This window comes from Rhizobium sp. PK7-22, from assembly GCF_056530405.1.
This window is the reverse complement of sequence record NZ_CP096514.1, coordinates 334,249-352,730: the sequence shown is the minus strand read 5'-3', so window position 1 is coordinate 352,730 and position 18,482 is coordinate 334,249. Positions and strand designations below refer to the sequence as shown.

21 protein-coding genes are annotated in these 18,482 nt (G+C 63.4%); 11 read left to right on the top strand and 10 right to left on the bottom strand.

The window, feature by feature from the left end:
* Window positions 1-4 precede the first annotated feature (4 nt).
* Entirely contained in the window at window positions 5-1,312 is a 1,308-nt protein-coding gene (locus M1E10_RS06530; RefSeq protein WP_499177102.1) for an HlyC/CorC family transporter, read from the top strand.
* A gap of 1 nt (window position 1,313) precedes the next feature.
* On the opposite strand, the gene M1E10_RS06525 is transcribed toward M1E10_RS06530, so the two are convergent.
* On the bottom strand, window positions 1,314-1,595 hold the full coding sequence (locus M1E10_RS06525; protein WP_499175567.1) for a BolA family protein: 282 nt from the start codon (window positions 1,593-1,595) through the stop codon (window positions 1,314-1,316).
* 101 nt (window positions 1,596-1,696) lie between these two features.
* Between M1E10_RS06525 and M1E10_RS06520 the strand changes: the two genes are divergently transcribed.
* The 4 genes from M1E10_RS06520 (at window position 1,697) to M1E10_RS06505 (ending at window position 6,277) form a co-directional block, all read left to right on the top strand.
* Window positions 1,697-2,323 carry a J domain-containing protein gene (locus tag M1E10_RS06520; protein ID WP_499175566.1) on the top strand — a complete coding sequence of 209 codons (627 nt, stop codon included), beginning with the start codon at window positions 1,697-1,699 and terminating at the stop codon, window positions 2,321-2,323.
* 59 nt (window positions 2,324-2,382) lie between these two features.
* Window positions 2,383-3,375 carry a cobaltochelatase subunit CobS gene (gene cobS / locus M1E10_RS06515; protein ID WP_029617402.1) on the top strand — a complete coding sequence of 331 codons (993 nt, stop codon included), beginning with the start codon at window positions 2,383-2,385 and terminating at the stop codon, window positions 3,373-3,375.
* Window positions 3,376-3,389: 14 nt separating this feature from the next.
* Complete coding sequence (gene cobT, locus M1E10_RS06510) at window positions 3,390-5,276, top strand: cobaltochelatase subunit CobT (protein ID WP_499175565.1); 1,887 nt, start codon at window positions 3,390-3,392, stop codon at window positions 5,274-5,276.
* 92 nt (window positions 5,277-5,368) lie between these two features.
* Window positions 5,369-6,277 carry an esterase-like activity of phytase family protein gene (locus tag M1E10_RS06505; protein WP_499175564.1) on the top strand — a complete coding sequence of 303 codons (909 nt, stop codon included), beginning with the start codon at window positions 5,369-5,371 and terminating at the stop codon, window positions 6,275-6,277.
* A 26-nt stretch (window positions 6,278-6,303) separates the two neighbouring features.
* On the opposite strand, the gene M1E10_RS06500 is transcribed toward M1E10_RS06505, so the two are convergent.
* Together M1E10_RS06500 and rpmB are read right to left on the bottom strand one after the other, a co-directional pair.
* Complete coding sequence (locus M1E10_RS06500) at window positions 6,304-6,942, bottom strand: 7-cyano-7-deazaguanine/7-aminomethyl-7-deazaguanine transporter (RefSeq protein WP_499175563.1); 639 nt, start codon at window positions 6,940-6,942, stop codon at window positions 6,304-6,306.
* Window positions 6,943-7,051: 109 nt separating this feature from the next.
* The gene (rpmB, locus tag M1E10_RS06495; RefSeq protein ID WP_029617398.1) at window positions 7,052-7,357 is read right to left on the bottom strand and encodes a 50S ribosomal protein L28; all 306 of its coding nucleotides are present in this window, start codon (window positions 7,355-7,357) and stop codon (window positions 7,052-7,054) included.
* Between the two features lie 249 nt (window positions 7,358-7,606).
* On the opposite strand from rpmB, the gene M1E10_RS06490 reads away from it, so the two are divergent.
* Window positions 7,607-8,380 (top strand): DUF3108 domain-containing protein, encoded by a 774-nt coding sequence (locus M1E10_RS06490; RefSeq protein ID WP_499175562.1) that lies wholly within the window; start codon window positions 7,607-7,609, stop codon window positions 8,378-8,380.
* Window positions 8,381-8,539: 159 nt separating this feature from the next.
* Here the strand turns inward: M1E10_RS06490 and M1E10_RS06485 are convergent, their stop codons facing one another.
* Together M1E10_RS06485 and gloB are read right to left on the bottom strand one after the other, a co-directional pair.
* The gene (locus M1E10_RS06485; protein ID WP_499175561.1) at window positions 8,540-8,965 is read right to left on the bottom strand and encodes a cupin domain-containing protein; all 426 of its coding nucleotides are present in this window, start codon (window positions 8,963-8,965) and stop codon (window positions 8,540-8,542) included.
* A 1-nt stretch (window position 8,966) separates the two neighbouring features.
* On the bottom strand, window positions 8,967-9,737 hold the full coding sequence (gloB, locus tag M1E10_RS06480; RefSeq protein WP_499175560.1) for a hydroxyacylglutathione hydrolase: 771 nt from the start codon (window positions 9,735-9,737) through the stop codon (window positions 8,967-8,969).
* Between the two features lie 87 nt (window positions 9,738-9,824).
* Here gloB and M1E10_RS06475 point away from each other — a divergent pair, with 87 nt between their 5' ends.
* From M1E10_RS06475 to M1E10_RS06465, 3 genes are all read left to right on the top strand, one after another.
* On the top strand, window positions 9,825-10,589 hold the full coding sequence (locus M1E10_RS06475; protein ID WP_499175559.1) for a class I SAM-dependent methyltransferase: 765 nt from the start codon (window positions 9,825-9,827) through the stop codon (window positions 10,587-10,589).
* A 79-nt stretch (window positions 10,590-10,668) separates the two neighbouring features.
* Window positions 10,669-11,778: a pyridoxal phosphate-dependent aminotransferase gene (gene hisC / locus M1E10_RS06470; protein WP_499175558.1), complete on the top strand. Its 1,110-nt coding sequence runs from the start codon at window positions 10,669-10,671 to the stop codon at window positions 11,776-11,778.
* A complete protein-coding gene (locus M1E10_RS06465) occupies window positions 11,775-12,701 on the top strand; it encodes a prephenate/arogenate dehydrogenase family protein (RefSeq protein WP_499175557.1) in 927 nt (308 codons plus the stop codon). The genes hisC and M1E10_RS06465 overlap by 4 nt, the downstream gene beginning before the upstream one ends.
* Window positions 12,702-12,707: 6 nt before the next feature.
* Here M1E10_RS06465 and M1E10_RS06460 read toward each other — a convergent pair whose 3' ends face one another.
* Window positions 12,708-13,715: a DUF2125 domain-containing protein gene (locus tag M1E10_RS06460; RefSeq protein WP_499175556.1), complete on the bottom strand. Its 1,008-nt coding sequence runs from the start codon at window positions 13,713-13,715 to the stop codon at window positions 12,708-12,710.
* Window positions 13,716-13,768: 53 nt separating this feature from the next.
* On the opposite strand from M1E10_RS06460, the gene M1E10_RS06455 reads away from it, so the two are divergent.
* Entirely contained in the window at window positions 13,769-14,302 is a 534-nt protein-coding gene (locus M1E10_RS06455; RefSeq protein ID WP_499175555.1) for a gamma-glutamylcyclotransferase, read from the top strand.
* Here the strand turns inward: M1E10_RS06455 and M1E10_RS06450 are convergent.
* From M1E10_RS06450 to ftsE, 4 genes are all read right to left on the bottom strand, one after another.
* The gene (locus M1E10_RS06450; RefSeq protein WP_499175554.1) at window positions 14,299-15,087 is read right to left on the bottom strand and encodes a lysophospholipid acyltransferase family protein; all 789 of its coding nucleotides are present in this window, start codon (window positions 15,085-15,087) and stop codon (window positions 14,299-14,301) included. The genes M1E10_RS06455 and M1E10_RS06450 overlap by 4 nt on opposite strands.
* A 72-nt stretch (window positions 15,088-15,159) precedes the next feature.
* A complete protein-coding gene (locus M1E10_RS06445) occupies window positions 15,160-15,873 on the bottom strand; it encodes a YdcF family protein (RefSeq protein ID WP_499175553.1) in 714 nt (237 codons plus the stop codon).
* A 68-nt stretch (window positions 15,874-15,941) separates the two neighbouring features.
* On the bottom strand, window positions 15,942-16,949 hold the full coding sequence (locus M1E10_RS06440; RefSeq protein ID WP_499175552.1) for a cell division protein FtsX: 1,008 nt from the start codon (window positions 16,947-16,949) through the stop codon (window positions 15,942-15,944).
* On the bottom strand, window positions 16,942-17,601 hold the full coding sequence (ftsE, locus tag M1E10_RS06435; protein ID WP_499175551.1) for a cell division ATP-binding protein FtsE: 660 nt from the start codon (window positions 17,599-17,601) through the stop codon (window positions 16,942-16,944). Before ftsE ends, M1E10_RS06440 begins: the two co-directional genes overlap by 8 nt.
* A 216-nt stretch (window positions 17,602-17,817) precedes the next feature.
* Here ftsE and M1E10_RS06430 point away from each other — a divergent pair, with 216 nt between their 5' ends.
* Window positions 17,818-18,459 carry a hypothetical protein gene (locus M1E10_RS06430; RefSeq protein ID WP_499175550.1) on the top strand — a complete coding sequence of 214 codons (642 nt, stop codon included), beginning with the start codon at window positions 17,818-17,820 and terminating at the stop codon, window positions 18,457-18,459.
* Window positions 18,460-18,482: the final 23 nt, after the last annotated feature.

Sequence of the window (18,482 nt, the reverse complement as noted above, 5' to 3'; positions counted from 1 at the left end):
AATCATTTTGGAAGCTTTTTTCTCCGTCGTCGCCGAATACTGGCTGACGCTCGTCTCCATCGTGTTGCTGATCATTGCCTCGGGATTTTTTTCGGGGTCTGAGACGGCTCTGACAGCGGCGTCGCCGGCGCGCATGCACACGCTGGAAAGCAATGGCGATGAACGGGCAGGCGTCGTGGGAGCGCTGATCAAGCGCCGTGACCGGCTGATCGGGGCATTGCTGATCGGCAATAACGCGGTCAACATCCTTGCCTCGTCGCTGACCACCAGTCTGTTCCTGGCGTTGTTCGGCGATTCCGGCGTCGCGATTGCCACGCTGTTGATGACGGCCCTGCTCGTGATCTTCTCCGAAGTGCTCCCCAAGAGCTGGGCGATCTCGGCGCCCGACCGGTTTGCCATGTTCGTCGCACCATTCGTGCGGCTCTTCGTGCTCGTCGTCGGGCCGCTTTCCAGCGGCGTCAACGCCATTGTCCGCGGCATTCTGGCGATCTTCGGCATCAACCTGTCCAGGGAAGCCTCGATGCTCTCTGCACACGAGGAACTGCGCAGCGCGCTCGACCACCTGCACCGCGAGGGTGGGTTCAAGAAGGCCGACCGCGACCGCATGGGGGGGCTTCTGGATCTCGAGGAGCTCGAGGTTTCCGACGTCATGAAGCACCGGACCGTCATGCGGGCTGTCAATGCCGACGACCCGCCGGAGGTGGCCGTGCGGACGGTGCTTGAGAGCCCCTTCACGCGCATGCCGTTGTGGCGCAACTCGACGGAGAACATCATCGGCGTCGTGCATGCGAAGGATCTTCTGCGCGCGCTTGCCGAACCGAATGTCGAGCCGGAGAACCTGGACATCGTCAAGATCGCCCAGAAACCCTGGTTCGTGCCCGACAGCACGACCCTCAAGGATCAGCTCAACGCATTTTTGCGCCGCAAGGTACATTTTGCGGTGGTCGTGGACGAATACGGCGAGGTACAGGGCATTGTGACGCTGGAAGACATCCTGGAAGAGATCGTCGGGGATATTGCCGACGAGCATGATCTCGAGATCCAGGGCGTCCGGCAGGAGGCAGACGGCTCCATCATCGTTGATGGCTCCGTGCCGATTCGCGACCTCAACCGTGCCCTCGACTGGAACCTTCCCGACGACGAGGCGACGACGATTGCCGGTCTGGTCATCCACGAATCAAAGCTCATCCCGCAAGAGCGGCAGGCGTTCACCTTTTATGGAAAGCGCTTCATCGTCATGAAGCGGGAAAAGAACCGCATCACCCGACTTCGAATTCGTCCGGCGGATTCAGTCAACCTGCCGGCGGAATAGGTCACCAGCGCGTCGGTTCGCCGGGAGCGGACGCTTCGACAGCCAGCGCATGCAGCCCTGCATCAAGCTCCGGCTTCAACAGTGCGTTGACCGCCCTATGACGCTCGAGACGGCTCATTGTCGAAAATTTTTCCGAGACGATACGGACCCGCATATGGGTTTCGCCAGTTCCGTCGAAGCTCGCCTGATGGCCGGCGTGCTGATGACTTTCGTTGATGACTTCCAGGCGCTCTGGAGCAAGGCCGTCCTGGAGCAGGGTCTCTATTCGGGATTTGACGGACATGAGCAGCCTTCGCAGATCGATAAGGGGTGCTCCAGAGAGCAGCAACAAAGGGGTTTGTCAATTCTTGTTCGTGCTCTTCGCGCACCCCATAATGAGGTCAAATGAAACTGGATTCCAAATACTTCGATCGCATTCGGACGCGCCGGAAAACACAGCAGGAAACGGTCGCCGAGGCGCCGACCTGCCAATGGGACGGGTGCGACCGTCCGGGCGCACACCGGGCACCGGTCGGGCGCAACGCCGAAGGTCAGTTCTTCCTCTTCTGCTTCGAGCACGTGAAGGACTACAACAAGGGCTACAACTACTTCTCGGGCCTGTCCGACACCGAGATCGCGCGTTACCAGAAGGAAGCGATCACCGGTCATCGCCCGACCTGGGCCGTCGGGGTCAACAAGGATGCAAAGCATGCATCGATGCATTCGACGATCCGGTCGGGGCCAGGAGGGCCCAGCCAGAAGATCAAGGATCCCTTCGGCTTCGTCGCTTCTAGCCGTGGTGCCGGCCCGCGCGTGGAGCCGCAGGCGCGCAAGCTGAAGACTTTGGAGGCCAAGGCCTTCGACACGATGGGTCTTGGCGCCAGGGCGAGCTCGACGGAGATCAAGAGCCGGTACAAGGAACTTGTGAAGATGCACCATCCAGACGCCAACGGCGGCGATCGCGGCTCGGAGGAACGTTTTCGAGAGGTGATCCAAGCATATCAGTTGTTGAAGCAAGCAGGTTTCTGCTAAGCGATAAACCAGTTGAAAGAGGACTGACGGCGGGCGGTGGCTCGCGCCTTGGAGAGATAATGAGCAAGATCGATCTTGATATTTCAAACCTTCCCGACACCACTGTTTCAGTCCGCGAGGTCTTCGGCATCGACTCCGACATCCGGGTCCCCGCCTACAGCAACGGCGACCCCTATGTTCCTGACCTCGATCCCGACTATCTTTTTGACCGCGACACGACGCTCGCCATCCTGGCCGGTTTCTCCCATAACCGTCGTGTGATGGTGTCCGGCTTTCACGGCACCGGCAAATCGACCCATATCGAGCAGGTCGCTGCCCGTTTGAACTGGCCCTGCGTGCGCATCAACCTCGACAGCCACGTCAGCCGTATCGATCTTGTCGGTAAGGACGCGATCGTGCTGAAGGACGGCAAGCAGATCACTGAATTCAAGGACGGCATCCTGCCCTGGGCCTACCAGCACAATGTCGCGCTGGTGTTTGATGAGTACGATGCGGGCCGGCCCGACGTGATGTTCGTCATCCAGCGCGTGCTGGAATCCTCGGGCCGCCTGACCCTTCTCGACCAGAGCCGAGTCATCCGGCCGCATCCGGCGTTCCGGCTGTTTGCGACCGCCAACACGGTTGGCCTGGGCGATACCACCGGTCTCTATCACGGCACGCAGCAGATCAACCAGGCGCAGATGGACCGCTGGTCCATCGTCACCACCCTGAACTACCTGCCGCACGACAAGGAAGTCGACATCGTCGTCGCCAAGGTGAAGAGCTTCGGAAAAACGGCCGAAGGCCGCGAGACCGTCTCTAAGATGGTGCGCGTTGCCGATCTCACCCGCTCGGCCTTCATGAACGGCGACCTGTCGACGCTGATGAGCCCGCGGACGGTCATCACCTGGGCGGAGAACGTGGATATCTTCGGCGACATCGCCTTTGCCTTCCGCATCACCTTCCTCAACAAATGTGACGAGCTTGAGCGCACCCTGGTGGCCGAACAGTACCAGCGGGCCTTCGGCGTGGAGCTGAAAGAGAGTGCGGCCAACATCGTACTCGGAGCCTGAGGTTAGACTGACGGATGGCAGGACGCGGCGATAATCTGAAGGGCAAAGCGGGCGGTCCCGTCGATGTGGAACCGCTGCGCCGGGCAATTACCGGCTGCGTCCGCTCGATTGCCGGCGACGGCGAGGTCGAGGTCAGCTTCAGCAACGACCGTCCGGGGCTTGCCGGCGAGCGGGTTCGCCTGCCGGAAATTTCCAAGCGACCGACTGCCCAGGAACTGGCGGTCACCCGCGGCCTTGGCGATTCCATGGCGCTGCGGATTGCCTGCCACGATACTGATGTCCACGCCAATCTCTCGCCCCAGGGCGCCGATGCGCGCAGCGTCTTCGACGCCGTGGAGCAGGCGCGCGTCGAATCGATCGGCGCGCTGCGCATGACCGGCATGGCGTCGAACATCGAGTCCATGAATGCGGAGAAATACGCCAAGGCGAACTTCTCCGGCATCGAGCGCCAGGAGGACGCGCCGCTTGCCGAAGCCATGGCGATGATGGTGCGCGAAAAGCTCGCCGGCACCCGGACGCCGGCCAGTGCCGGCAAGGTGCTCGACCTATGGCGTCCGTTCATCGAGGAAAAGGCCGGTCCTGCCCTTGATAACCTGAAGGGTGCGCTCGAAGACCAGCAGGCCTTCGCCAAGCTCGTCCGGAACATGCTGTCGTCCATGCAGATGGCGGAGGACCTCGGCGACGACGAGTCCGAACCCGAGGAGATGGACAACCCCACCGACGAGGAGCAGCCGCGCAGCAACGAGGCCGACAACGAGGAGGTCGAGGAGGAGGCGGGTTCCGATGCGGCGCCGGCCGAGCAGAGCGAGGCAGCCGACGACGAGCTCGACGAGGGCGAGATGGACGGGGCCGAAATGTCCGACGACGAGATGTCGGACGAGGCAGACGACCATTCGGAAACGCCTGGTGAGACGCGCCGGCCGCACAGCCCCTTCGACGATTTCAACGACAAGGTCGACTATCACATCTTCACGCAGGAATTCGACGAAGAGGTGCACGCCGAGGAGCTGTGCGACGAGGCCGAGCTCGACCGGCTGCGCGCCTTCCTGGACAAGCAGCTTGCGCACCTCCAGGGCGCTGTCGGTCGGCTGGCGAACCGTCTGCAGCGCCGGCTGATGGCGCAGCAGAACCGTTCCTGGGACTTCGATCTCGAGGAAGGCTATCTTGATCCCGCCCGTCTCGTCCGCCTGATCATCGACCCGATGCAACCGCTCTCCTTCAAGAGGGAGCGCGATACGCAGTTCCGGGATACGGTGGTGTCGCTGGTCATCGACAATTCCGGCTCCATGCGCGGCCGGCCGATCACGGTTGCCGCGACCTGCGCCGACATCCTCGCCCGCACGCTGGAACGCTGCGGCGTCAAGGTCGAGATCCTTGGCTTCACCACCAAGGCGTGGAAGGGCGGGCAGAGCCGCGAGCAATGGCTGGCGAATGCCAAGCCCGCCAATCCGGGCCGCCTCAACGACCTGCGCCACATCGTCTACAAGTCGGCGGACGCGCCCTGGCGCCGGTCGCGCCGCAATCTCGGGCTGATGATGCGCGAAGGTCTGCTCAAGGAAAACATCGACGGCGAGGCGCTGATGTGGGCGCACAACCGTCTGATCGCGAGACCCGAGCAGCGCAAGATCATGATGATGATCTCCGACGGCGCGCCGGTCGATGACTCCACCCTCTCGGTCAATCCGGGCAATTATCTGGAGCGGCACCTGCGGGCCGTGATCGAGCAGATCGAGATGCGCTCGTCGGTAGAACTGCTCGCCATCGGCATTGGCCACGACGTGACCCGCTACTACCGCAAGGCCGTCACCATCGTTGACGCCGACGAGCTTGCCGGTGCAATGACCGAGCAGTTGGCCGCGCTGTTTGAGGAAAACGCAGGCAAGATGCGGCGGGCCGGTTGAAGCACAGTCTTGCGAAGACAGGGCGACTGCTTGCCTGGACAGCGGGCGTCTTATCGCTCGTCGCCTTTCCTGTCTTGCCGGCTGGTGAATTCATGCCTGTCACCGCGCAGGTCATCAAGATCTTCAGACAGGGCTCGTCCAATAGCGAACTGGGTCCGCTCCAGTTCCTGGGCGGGCTTGAGTACTCCTCGTCCGACAGGCGCCTCGGCGGCGTTTCGTCGATCCGGTTCAGGCCGGATGGTCGCAGTTTCGTGGCTGTTCTTGACACGGGGGACTGGATGACCGGAAAGATCGTTCGCGACGGCGCCGGTCATCTCAGCGGCATCGCCGAACTCTCTGTCACCCCGATGCTGGGCGCCGATGGCCAGCCGGGTTCCAAATCCGAGATGGATTCCGAGGGACTTGCCTCCCGCGCTGGTGAGCTGATCGTCAGCTATGAGCGGCAACACCGTGTCGCGGCCTATTCCGATCCGGGGTTCGAGACCTCCAAGCCGCGTCCCGTCGACATGGTCATTCCGAAGCGCGAACTGCGGTCGAATGGCGGCATAGAGACACTCGCGGTCGCACCATCTGACAGTGCGCTGAAGGGTGCGATCGTGGCCGTTGCCGAGCGAAGCATCGATGGCGATGGCAACCTCTTCGCTGCCGTCCTGGACGGTCCGTTGAAGGGGATTTTCAAGGTTTCCAAGGACGACCCGTGGGATGTCACCGACGGCGATTTCCTGCCGAACGGCGATCTCCTTCTGCTGGAGCGACGGTTCAGCTTCACCGGCGGCGTCGGCATGCGCATCCGCCGGATCGACGGCCGCACAATCCAGCCTGGAGCCGTCGTCGACGGCAAGGTCCTGATCGAAGCCGACATGAGCGCCGAGATCGACAACATGGAAGGTCTCGATGTCATCCGGGGACCGGAAGGTGACACGCGGATCATCCTCGTTTCCGACGACAACCGGTCGTTCCTGCAGCGCAACCTGATGCTGGAGTTCCGGCTGACGGACTGAGCGTCAGCCGGGTGTGATCGAGAGGATCAGCTGGCGGCCTTTGCCGGAGGCATGGGCTTCAGCACGGTCATCAGGGCGCCGTAGGGAAGCAGCATGACGATCCCGACCATGATCTTTACGCCAAGATCGCCCAGAGCCCAGGACATCCAGCGTGGTGCCTCTGCCGCCATGATGCCGAGGATTGGCGCCCATTCGATCGCAAACGGCTCGTTGGGCCCCAGCACTGCGAAGGCCGGCGCAAAGGCGAGCGAGAAGAACAGGGCCGTGTCGATCGCCGAGCCGACCAGCGATCCCGCCAGCGGCGCCTGCCACCACGTCTGCCGTCGCAGACGGTTGAAGACGGAGATATCGAGGAGCTGGCCGAACAGGAAGGCCGTGCCGGACGCAATGGCGATGCGCGGCATCGCTGTCCAGAAGGACACGGCGACCCCGACGACAAAGCCTGCCAGCACCACACGCCGGGCAATCGCCGGCCCGAACTGGCGGTTGGTGAGGTCGGTGATGAGGAAGGCGATGGGATAGGTGAAGGCGCCCCAGGTCAGGAGATCGCCGAGCGCAATCCCGAACAGGGATCCGGACAGCGGAAACTGAACGGCGAAGTTGGAGGCAACGACAATGGCCGCCATCAGAAGCGCATAGACGGATGTATAGCGAAGGTATCGCATTTTTTTACCCTGGGTGATGCCACCAGCTGGATTTGATGAAGGTCACGAGAAAGGGCCTGTCCGGTTTCCCGTCAAGCCCTCCTCAGAACCGGTGATAGTCTTTTAAAGCTTAGGCAGCAGCAACAGTTGCAGCTTCGGCAGTCTTCTTGACGATCTGGCGGCGCAGCAGGCGAGCGCGCATCGACAGGTCGGTTTCGCTGGCCTTCAGCAGGAAGGCGTCGAGGCCACCGCGGTGCTCGACCGAGCGCAGGGCGTGTGCCGAGACGCGCAGACGATAGCGCTGACCGAGAGCGTCGGAAATCAGTGTGACCTGGCACAGGTTCGGCAGGAACCGGCGACGGGTCCTGTTGTTGGCGTGGCTGACATTGTTGCCCGTCTGGACGCCCTTGCCGGTCAATTCGCACATACGTGTCATGATACACCTTTGTTCTTATGCAATCGGATGGTACTTCCAGGCAATGCCCGGCGCGCCGATCCAACTGGTCTGATTGGAAAGTTGCGGTTCTATAGTCAGTGCGGTCGCCTGCGTCAAGCCAAACCTTGGCTTTGGTCCGTGAGATTGTGCGCAGGTACGGCGAGGAGGGCTCTTTCCTGCCATAGTGGACAGTATATATGATGGCAACAGAGAGACATGACGTCCTCCCTCTCCCCCGGAGACCATCCCATGCTTGAACGCCGCCGATCGTTCCTGGCAGCTGCAACCGCCGCTATCCTCCTTGCCGGACCTGCCGGCACGGCAGGCATCCGGCATGTCAGCGAATACGACATCTCGCTCGGCATCCTGCCGATCGCCAAGGCCTCGTTCGCCAGCGAGTTCGGCGGCAGCGACTATCGCATCTCCGGGAGCTTCCGCTCCTGGGGACTTGCGGAGCTGATCACCAAGATTTCCGCTGAAACGACAGTCAGTGGACGCAAGCGCGGCGACCGGCTGGAGGCGGAGCGCTACAACCTCGTCTACACGACGGGCAAGCGGACGCGCGTCTACGACGTCACCTACCGCAATGGCAATGTCACACGGTCCGTCATGAAGCCGGAGCCGAAGGCGCGGCCGGAGAACTGGGTGCCGGTGACGGAGGCGGACCTGCGCTCGGTGCTGGATCCCTTAAGCGGGCTGATCTTCGCCGGCGATTCCAAGGTCTGCCCCAGCCGGCTCAAGATCTACGACGGAGAGTCCCGCATGGATCTGGTGCTGACGCCCAAGGGCCGCAAGTCGTTTTCGACGGACGGTTTCGAAGGCGAGGCGATCGTCTGCGAGATCCAGTATGTGCCGAAATCCGGCTTTCGCCGTGGTCGCAGCGATATCGAGCATCTCAAGAAGACGCCGATGGAGATCTGGTTTGCCAAGGCGCAGTCGGTGAATGTCTATGCCCCGGTCTACGCTCGCATTCCAACGAGCATGGGTGATGTCTATGTAAAGGCCGCCAAATACGGCGGCTGAATGGGGCGACCGCCCGCTGATCCTGGTGGCCAGCCGCCTTGCCGGACCGGACGTGCTGATCGCTCTTGCCTGCCTGCTGATCACGGCGGCGCAGTCTTGGCCACGCGCCACATGTTCGGCCGGCGCGACCCGGTCAAGGCAAGACCGACGGCGTGTTGTTCAGGCGCTGACCGGTTCCCAGCCCGGTGGCGCCATCTCGAATGCGGCAAAGTCGAAGCCCGGCGCCACGGTGCAACCCACCAGCGTGAAGTCGCCCTTCGGTTCCGCCGCCTGCCAGGCGTTGGCCGGCACGATCGCCTGCGGGCGCTCGCCCTGCGCGAGATCGATCCCCAGCACGACGGTCTCCACCTGCTCGCCATCGTGCGAGATCATCAGCCGAAGTGGGTCGCCGGCGTAAAAATGCCAAGCCTCCGCCGCGTCACGGACGCGGTGCCAGTGGGAGCGTTCCCCCGCCTGCAGCAGGTAGTAGATGGCGGTGGAATGACCGCGCGGGCCGCCATGGCCGTCGCGGAAGGTTTCCACATACCAGCCGCCCTCCGGATGGAGCTGCATGCCCAGGGTCTGGATGATGTCTTCGGCCGTCATCCTAGAAGTTGTCCTTGCGCTTGCGGATCTCCGCAAAGACCTCCTCGTTCGACTTCGTTTCCATCAGCAGGGTGCGGCGGATGCCCGGATCGTTGGGGCGCAGGAAGGGATTGGTTTCCTTTTCCAGCCCGATCGTCGTCGGGATGGTGAACCTCCCGGCTGCCCGGGCCGCCTCGATGTCCTGAACCCTCTCCTGCAGGCGGATGTTGTCGGGGTCGATGCTGATGGCGAAGCGGGCGTTGGAGAGCGTATACTCATGCCCGAAATAGACCGCCGTCTCGTCGGGCAGCGCCGCGAGCTTCTGGAGCGAATGCCACATGTCGGCTGCCGGGCGCTCGAAGAGACGACCGCAACCGAGTGCAAAGAGCGTGTCGGCTGCAAACAGGATCTTGTCGTCGGGAAAGTGGTAGCAGATGTGCCCGGCGGTATGGCCCGGCGTCTCGATGACGCGGACCGTGTGGCTGCCGAACTGGAACTCGTCGCCCTCCATCACCGAATTGTCGAGCCCGGGGATCGCCACGGCCTCGTTGACCGGCCCGATGATCTCGAGGTCGAACTTTCCCTTCAGGCCGAGGTTTGCCTCGACGTGATCGGTATGGTGATGGGTCGTCAGGATATGGCTGAGCCGCCAGCCGCGGCGGGCAAGGGCGTCCAGTATCGGCTGCTCCTCGGGAGCATCGATCGTTGCCGTCAGCCCCGTCTCCGGATCATGGACAAGCACACCGTAATTGTCGCTACGGCATTGAAAGACTTCGATCTCCAGTGACTTCATGAGGCTCCCTCCTTGCAGACATCGGCGTTAGAACAATGTAGAGGTCGTGCCGTTGATCTCCAACCGCCGTCACGCAGCTTTTTTGCCATGCAAACCGATATCGTCGATCTTCGCGAGTTTTATCATTCCGCCCTCGGCCGGCTGGCCGAGCGGTCGATCACGCTGGCGCTGTCTTCGCTGTGGACGCGGCTGCCGGAGGAGCGACTTGTGGGGCTCGGTTACGCCGTGCCCTATCTGGAGCGTTTCCGGGCCGATACCGAGCGGACCTTCGCCTTCATGTCGGCGGGACAGGGGGCGGTCAATTGGCCGGTCGGCGAACGGTCGACGACGGCACTGGTGTTCGACGAGGAACTGCCGCTACCCGATTCCTCGGTGGACCGGGTGCTGATGGTGCATTCGCTGGAGTTTGCGGAAAATCCGCGCGAGACGCTGAAGGAGCTCTGGCGGGTGCTGGCGCCCGGCGGGCGGCTGGTGATCGTCGTGCCGAACCGCCGCGGCGTCTGGGCGCGGATGGAGCATACGCCCTTTGGCTCCGGCAGGCCCTATTCGCGCGGGCAGCTTATTGGACTGTTGCGCGAAACGAACTTCACGCCGGCGGCCAGTGCCGATGCCCTGTTCTTTCCGCCGTCGCGGATCCGCATGGTCCTGAAGTTCCGCAACATGCTGGAGCGGATGGGCCGGCGGTTCTGGCCGGTCTTCTCCGGCGTCATCATCGTGGAGGCCCAGAAGCGGCTCTACCAGGGGCTGCCGGTTGCCGCGCGGGCCTCGCGTCGCGTGTTCGTGCCGGTGCTCGCGCCGCAGGGCGTGCCGACCACGCGCGCTGCGGCAAAGGCGCCCCGCGCCAGGGGCTGACCCTCGACAAAGCCGCCGTTCGGCATTAATGCCGATGGATCATCCGTCGTTACCTGCACCCTTCCAGAAGGTCGATCCCATGAGCATCGTCGTCACCGAGCCTGTTCCGCGTCCTGGCATCCTGGACATTGCCGCCTATGTGCCCGGCAAGGAACATGCGCCGGGCGTGGCGCGGGTCTTCAAGCTGTCCGCCAACGAGACGCCGCTCGGTGCCAGCCCCAAGGCCATCGAGGCCTTCAAGGCGGCAGCAAGCCACCTCGAGATCTATCCCGACGGCCTGGCGACGGAACTGCGCGAGGCGATCGGCTCCGTGCATGGATTGAATGTTGCCAACATCCTGTGCGGCAACGGCTCGGACGAACTGCTGGGCCTCCTCTGCCACGTCTATCTTGGCGCCGGCGACGAGGCGGTCATCACCGAGCACGGCTTCCTCGTCTACAAGATCCAGATCATGGGCGCGGGCGCCAAGCCGGTCGTCGCCAGGGAGAAGGATGCCACGGTCGATGTCGACGCCATTCTGGCGGCCGTCACCGAGAAGACGAAACTCGTCTTCATCGCCAACCCGGGCAATCCGACAGGCACCTATGTCCCTGTCTCGGAAATCCGCCGACTGCACGCGGGCCTGCCGAAGAACGTCATCCTGGTGCTCGACGCCGCCTACGCCGAATACGTTCGCCGCAACGACTACGAGGCCGGTCTCGAGCTCGTCGCCACCAGCCGCAACGTCGTCATGACGCGCACCTTCTCAAAGGCCTACGGCCTTGCGGCGCTGCGCATCGGCTGGATGTATGCGCCGGCCGCCATCATCGACGCGATGAACCGGGTGCGCGGTCCGTTCAACATGAATGCACCGGCGATCGCGGCCGGGGCCAGCGCCGTGCGCGACCAGGCCTTCATCGAAAAGGCCGTGGAGCACAACACCCTTTGGCTGGACAAGCTGACGCATGCCTTCGAGGCCATCGGCCTTCGGGTGACGCCGTCGGTCACCAACTTCCTGCTGATCCACTTCCCGGACGTCGACGGCAAGCGCGCCGAGGAGGCCGATGCCTTCCTGACCAGCCGCGGCTATATCCTGCGCGCCGTGAAAGGTTATGGGTTCCCGAACGCCCTGCGCATGACGGTCGGCACCGAGGAGGCAAACCGGGGAGTGATCGAGACGCTCGGCGAATTCATGGGGCGCACGGCATGACGGATGCCCTCTTCAGCCGCATTGCGCTGATCGGCATCGGCCTCATCGGCTCCTCAATTGCCCGGGACGTAAAGGCGCTGGGGCTGGCGAAGGAGGTGGTGATCTCCACGCGGAGCGCGGAAACGCTGCGCCGGGCGGAGGAGCTGCAGCTCGGAACCAGCTATACGGCTTCGGCGGCAGAGGCGGTCAAGGGTGCCGATCTCGTCATCGTTTCGGTTCCCGTCGGTGCCTCCGAGGAGGTGGCCCGCCAGATCGCAGCAACGCTGAAACCCGGAGCCATCGTCACCGACGTCGGTTCGACAAAGGCCTCGGTCATCGCACAGATGGCGCCGCATATGCCCGAGGGCGTTCACTTCATTCCGGGGCACCCTCTGGCGGGGACCGAGAAATCCGGTCCGGATGCCGGCTTCGAGGGCCTGTTCCAGGGGCGCTGGTGCATCTTCACGCCGCTCCCCGACACCGACCCCGAGGCGCTGCACAAGCTGACCGCCTTCTGGACGGCGCTCGGCTCGCGCATCGACGAGATGGACCCGCAGCACCATGACAAGGTGCTGGCGATCGTCTCGCACCTGCCGCACATCATCGCCTACAACATCGTCGGCACGGCCGACGACCTGGAGACCGTGACGGAATCGGAAGTCATCAAGTATTCCGCCTCCGGTTTTCGCGATTTCACCCGGCTTGCCGCCTCCGATCCGACCATGTGGCGCGACGTCTGCCTGCACAACCGGGAAGCGATCCTCGAGATGCTGGCGCGGTTTTCGGAAGATCTCGCCTACCTGCAGCGGGCGATCCGCTGGGGCGAGGGCGACAAGCTGTTCGAGCTCTTCACCCGCACCCGCACCATCCGCCGCTCGATCATCGAGGCGGGGCAGGATGTCGACGTGCCGGACTTCGGCCGGCACGCCCTCGACAAGAAGTGAGCCGCCTCAGATCCGCGGAATTTCACCCAGCGGGATGAAACCTCCCGCAAACACCTTGCCGCGGTTGACGGTGAGGTCGATGGAAGCGCTCTGGCCGCCACCGTTCAGCGCCGACAGCATGCCGGCCACCGTCTGCAGCACCGGTGCTATCTCCGGGAAGGCCTGTGCCAGACTGTTGCGCCAGGCGTCGATCTCTTCGACCTGAAGCTTCAGGCGCCCCGAGAGATAGCCCTCCTCGTCGATCGAGAAGGGGCCGGTGACGGTGATGACGCGCCCTTCGCCCAGATCTGCCGACAGCGCGCGCATCTCACCCTGCGTGCCATAGAGGGCAATACCGTTCGGGTCGGTGCCGTCGATCAGTCCCGCCCGTCCCGCGAGCGTGACGTCGACGGTTGCCGTCAGCGGCGGCAGCAGTTCCGGCAGGCCTTCGGCCGTGGTGCGGGCGTTCTGGAGCAGCAGGGCGGCATCGAGATCCTGGCCGTTCTGGCGCAGGTGCATCTCCGTCCGTTCGGCGCTGACGTTGAAGGACTGGCCGGCGCCGGAGGAGACGATGCTCGTTGTGGCGTCCTCGATGATGGTGGAGCTCCGCTCGACACCGCCATTCTTGGCCGTCAGGCTCGACTGCAAGTTCTCCCAGGTGCTCAACACCGTCAGCCCGTGGCTGGTCCGCACCTGTGCGGGCGCATCGGCCTCCCAGACAATCTGGCCCGGCGCATAGACCTGCGCGGCGGAGCGCAGCGCGCCAAGCGTCGCGGAAATTCCGTTGTTGCGGTCGTCGAGGGCCACCCGCGAGCAGAACAGTCCGATCCGGAAGGGATAGCCGCGGTAGGTGGCGTCGGCGCACTCCACGGTGATCCCGTTGGCTTCCTGGCCACCCAGAAGCGCCAAGGTCTCTTCCTTCAGCGCCGAGGCGGCGTAAAACCAGCCGCCGGTGTAGAGAGCGATCGCGAGGATGATCGCCGTCGCAAGGAGCCAAATCTTGCGGCTGACGCTGGTTCGGCTTGACGCTGACATGATGATCTCCAATGGTGGCCCTGATGTAGCGCGGTGAGCGCTGTAGGGAACGCATGGCGCCGGATATGGACGAATTTTGGGTGTTTGGCTACGGATCGCTGATGTGGAATCCGGGCTTCCCCTATCTGCAGAAGGCCGGTGCCCACGTCTTCGGCTATCGCCGCTCCCTCTGCGTCCGGTCGCATGTCCACCGTGGCACCCCCGAGCGGCCGGGCCTCGTCCTCGGGCTCGACAGGGGTGGATCCTGCCGCGGGGTCGCCTTTCGCGTGGCCGGGGACGACCGGGCAGAGGTGCTCGACTATCTGCGGGCGCGGGAGCTCGTAACCCACGTCTACAAGGAAAGGCTCCTGCCGATCACGCTTGCCGATCGGCAACGGGTCACGGCAGTCGGCTACGTGGTCGATCGGGCGCATGCGCAATATGCCGGTGCGCTCGACGTTCCCGAGGCGGCGCGGATCGTACGTGAGGCGATCGGAAAATCCGGACCCAACCCGACATATGTGATCAATACCGTAGCGCATCTGCGGCAGATGGGCATCCGTGACCACTGGCTGGAAGGGGTCGAGCGCCTCGTCGCAACCCCTTAGGCGCGTTCGGCGCGCAGTTCCGCCAGTCGCGTCACGGCCGTCGGCGGCAGGCGCAGGTGCGGGTTGGCCTCCACCGTTTCGATCAGCAGATCGTCGCTGGCCTTCTCCAGCGTCGTCCTCAGGGTCTCGAAGAAGGTGTCCGGGTCGAGGCCCGGCATGATCGGCGGCAGGATGCGGACTTTGAAGTGGCCGGGGAAGCGGACCGAGCGGCGTCGCGGCCAGAACAGGCCCGGATGCATGGCGATCGGGACGACGGGCACCTGGATGTCCCGGTAGATGCGGGCGATCCCGTAGCGATATTCGGGAATGGCGCCGGGCGGGCGGCGCGTGCCCTCCGGATAGATGATCAGCTGCCGGCCGTTGGCCATCTCCTGCTTGGTCCGCTCCATGACCTCGACCATGACCTTGCCGCGGGCGCCGCGATTGACCGGGATCATCCGCTGCTTCATCACGTACCAGCCGAAGAGCGGGATCCAAAGAAGCTCGCGCTTGAGGATGTAGACCGGATCCTTCTGCCAGGGCAGCAGCGCAAACGTGTCCCAGAAGGACTGGTGCTTCGGGGCAAAGATACAGCCGCCCTCCGGAATGTTTTCCAGTCCCTCGATTTCGAAGGTGGTGCCGACGATCGTCTTCATCAGCCAATGGTTGGAGCGTGCCCAGTTCCTCGGTACCGAAAAGGCTCTCTCGCGCGACACGCTGAAGTAAAACGGCGTCAGCACGATCATCTGAAGGATGAGATTGGCATAGAACGCCAGGTTGAAAAGGATGGACCGAACCATCAGCATGTGGAGTACCCTCTTGGACCAGCGCTGCCTACACGAGATTGCGGGCAAGCGAAAGCAGCTGTTGAAGGCGCTTCAGACCTTGTCGCCGTTGCGTAGGCCGCTCGGCCGCTCGATGCCGATCCAGTCGCGGGCATTGGCGACAACCACCTTCACGTATTCCGACATCATGGTGCGCAGGACGTCCGGATCGGCAAACCAGGCCTTGCGGGTCAGGTCGGAGTTGACGACGGGATAGGGAATGAAGCGGGTGACGGTGTCGACACGGCGCAGTTCATGCAGGCTGCGGGGGATGTGGTAATTATTGGTGACGACGAGCACGACCGCAAATCCATTGTCGTGGATCCAGCGGGCGATCTCGTTGGCGTTGCCGGTGGTGTCGAGAGCATCGTAGCCGATATCGACGCAGCAAGAGAAGAGATCCGAGGGCGCCTGGGTCATCTTGCGGATTTGTGCCGGTGTCGTCGAGGGATGGGCACCGGAGATCAACAGGCGCTTGCCGGCACCATCGCGCAGGAGCCCCATTGCCTGGTCGATTCGCTGGTAGCCGCCGGTCAGCACGACGATGGCATCGGCCTTAACGCCCTCCGGCGGCTTCAGAGAGGCAACCGAGTCGGCAAACCACAGAAATCCACCGAAGACACCGGCCAGGAGCAGGAAACTGATCAGGATCAGACGTCGCACGGCCCGCCGAAGCCAGCTGCGGCGCGAGAACAGCTGGCGCGACATGCCGCGTGGTGGCGGCGCGCCAGTTGATCCGTTTCCCTTGATCGGACGAGTCGTGCTCATGGTTCAGTGCATAAACCGAGATAATGGCGGAGAACAGGTCTTTGTGCGGAGGCAGCCCGTGCCGCGCCTCACGAGGCGGGCAGCCCTTCGGATCTGGCCGGGTCGGAGCGCACGAGATCGATCTCGTCGATTGTCTTCATCACGGTGAGCCGCGCCGTCAGAGTGGTCAGCAGCGCGATCAGGATCATCGTGGCGAAGATGCCGACATAGCCGATGACGCCTGGCGAGAAAGCTCCAAACAGTGCCGTTGCCTGGTCGCTTTCCGGTGTGGCGCGGGAGCTTGCCTGCCAAGCGCCGAGGAAGGCGAACAGGATGGCTGCCATGGCGCTGCCGGCGGCCGACCCCTTCAGGCTGATCTTCAGGAAGTGCTTCTGGAACTCGCGGGCGACGAAGGAGCTTTCGGCGCCGACGAAGTGCAGCACCTCGACGATATGCCGGTTGCCGGAGATGACCCCGCGGGTGGCAAAGACGACGGTCAGAACCATGGCCGTGAACACCAGCACCAGAACGCCGGTGCCGATCCAGACGGTGGTGCTGGCCATGGAGACCAGCCGGTCGACCCAGGTGCGATGGTCGTCGAGGAAGGCCTGTGGCACCTCCTTCGACAGGAGATCGCGCATGGCGGTGAAATCGGGCGGGTTCTGCTCGTCGATGGTGATGATGACGAGGCGCGGCACGGGCAGCTCCTCCAGATCGAGACCGGTGCCGAGCCAGGGCTCCAGGAGGCGCGCCGTCGCGGCGTCGTCCATGATCGTGCCCTGCGTCGTGCCGACGAAGCTCAAGGCCAGGTTCTTGGCGGTCTGAAGGGCGGCATCCATGTCGAGCCCCTCTGTCGGCTTGATCTGGATGGTGATCTCGCGGGAGATCTGGCTCTGCCAGCCAGCGGCCGTGGCTCTGACCATGGTGACGGCGCCGAAGGTCAGGCAGGCGAGAAAGGCCATGATGGCGATGACGACGATGAGGGCCGTGCCCTGGATGTTGGTCGGCGGCAGGATCGGCGCGGTCGGACGGACATGCATCTGCGTGCGGCGCGGCGGGGCCTTCTTGTCGGATTTGATGCGGGTTAGCTCATTCATAGATATCGAGCCTCCCTTCCGTCAGGATCATGCGCCGTGCATTGACCTGATCCATCAGTCCGAGATCGTGGGTGGCGATGACCACCGCCGTCCCCAGCCGGTTCAGTTCGAGGAAGAGATTGAGGAGGCGCTGCGCCATCGGCGGATCGACATTGCCGGTGGGCTCGTCGGCCAGCAGGATCTCCGGCCGGTCCATCAGCGCGCGGGCAATGGCCGCACGCTGTTTTTCGCCGCCCGACAGGACGGGCGGCAGAACATTGATGCGCTCCCCGAGCCCGACCCACTTCAGAAGTTCGATGACGTCGTTGCGATAGCTCGTCTCCTCCTTGCCGCGGACACGCAGGGGCAGGGCGACGTTCTCGTAGGTCGTCAGGTGGTCGAGCAGCCGGAAATCCTGGAAGACGATGCCGACGCGGCGGCGCAGCATGGGCAGCTCGCTGCGCGGGATCTGCGACAGGTCGCGGCCGAACATCCTGATCAGTCCGCGGGTCGGCTGCAGCGACATGAACAGAAGGCGCAGCAGCGTCGTCTTGCCGGCGCCGGACGGGCCGGTGAGGAACTGGAATGACTTTTTCGGGATGTCGAACGTCATGTCCCGGAGGATCTCCGGGCCCATACCGTAGCGGAGGCCGACATTCTCGAAGTGAATCAATGGAAAATCCGAATCCTGATAGTCAGGCTGCCACAATCCGTCGTGCGGCAGCCAATTGCAACGGCCACCCGAATAGGTCGTTTTGAGGGCCGCGTTTGCGAAGCATTAACCATTCGAATTTACGACTGAGTAGGATTCGATTCAATGCCGAGACTGACCTCTATCACTGATGGTGACGAAAGGTCCCGAGCAACTCGTGCCCGAAAGGGGAGAACGATGGCCGTCATCGATATCCTGCCACCTGAACCTGTCGTGAGGCATGTGCGGCGCAGCCATCCGGGACGCGGAAGTGTTGTCGATGCCGAGTTTGTCACCGTCGCGCGTGCCGCGCGAGACCGCCGTTTCCGGACGGAGGCCAACAACCGCAGCCAGAGCCAACCCCAATCCAGACGCGCTGCACCGCAGAACCCATCTTCCACGTTCATGGAGCGGGCGGAGAAGGCGCTGTGCCAGCTTTCCGCCGACATGTTCTCCGCCATCGTCGCGCTCGTCTTTCTTCTCGTCTTCGGCATGGCCGGGGGCTTTTCGCTGTTCGTGGGCAAGACGAATGGTGCCGTCGAAGCGTCACTTCTGGATTTTACCCATGTCACCCTCACCCCGCAGGATGTGAACGGCATGCGCGTCCTGCTGATCAACGGGATCGTGGAGAACCGGAGCCCAAGTCGATTGTCGCTTCCGGCGATCCGTGCGGAGCTTGTCTCCGATGGGCGTGTTCTTGCGGCGACGGTCATGGAGCCGCCGGTCACCGGCATCGAGGGCCTGCAGAGCCACGGGTTCTCCTCCAGAATACCGCACCCCGGTGGAAAAACGCCGGAGTTGAAGCTTTCCTTCGTGACACAGGATGCTTCGCGCTCCTGATTATGCTATCGGCGACCACCCGG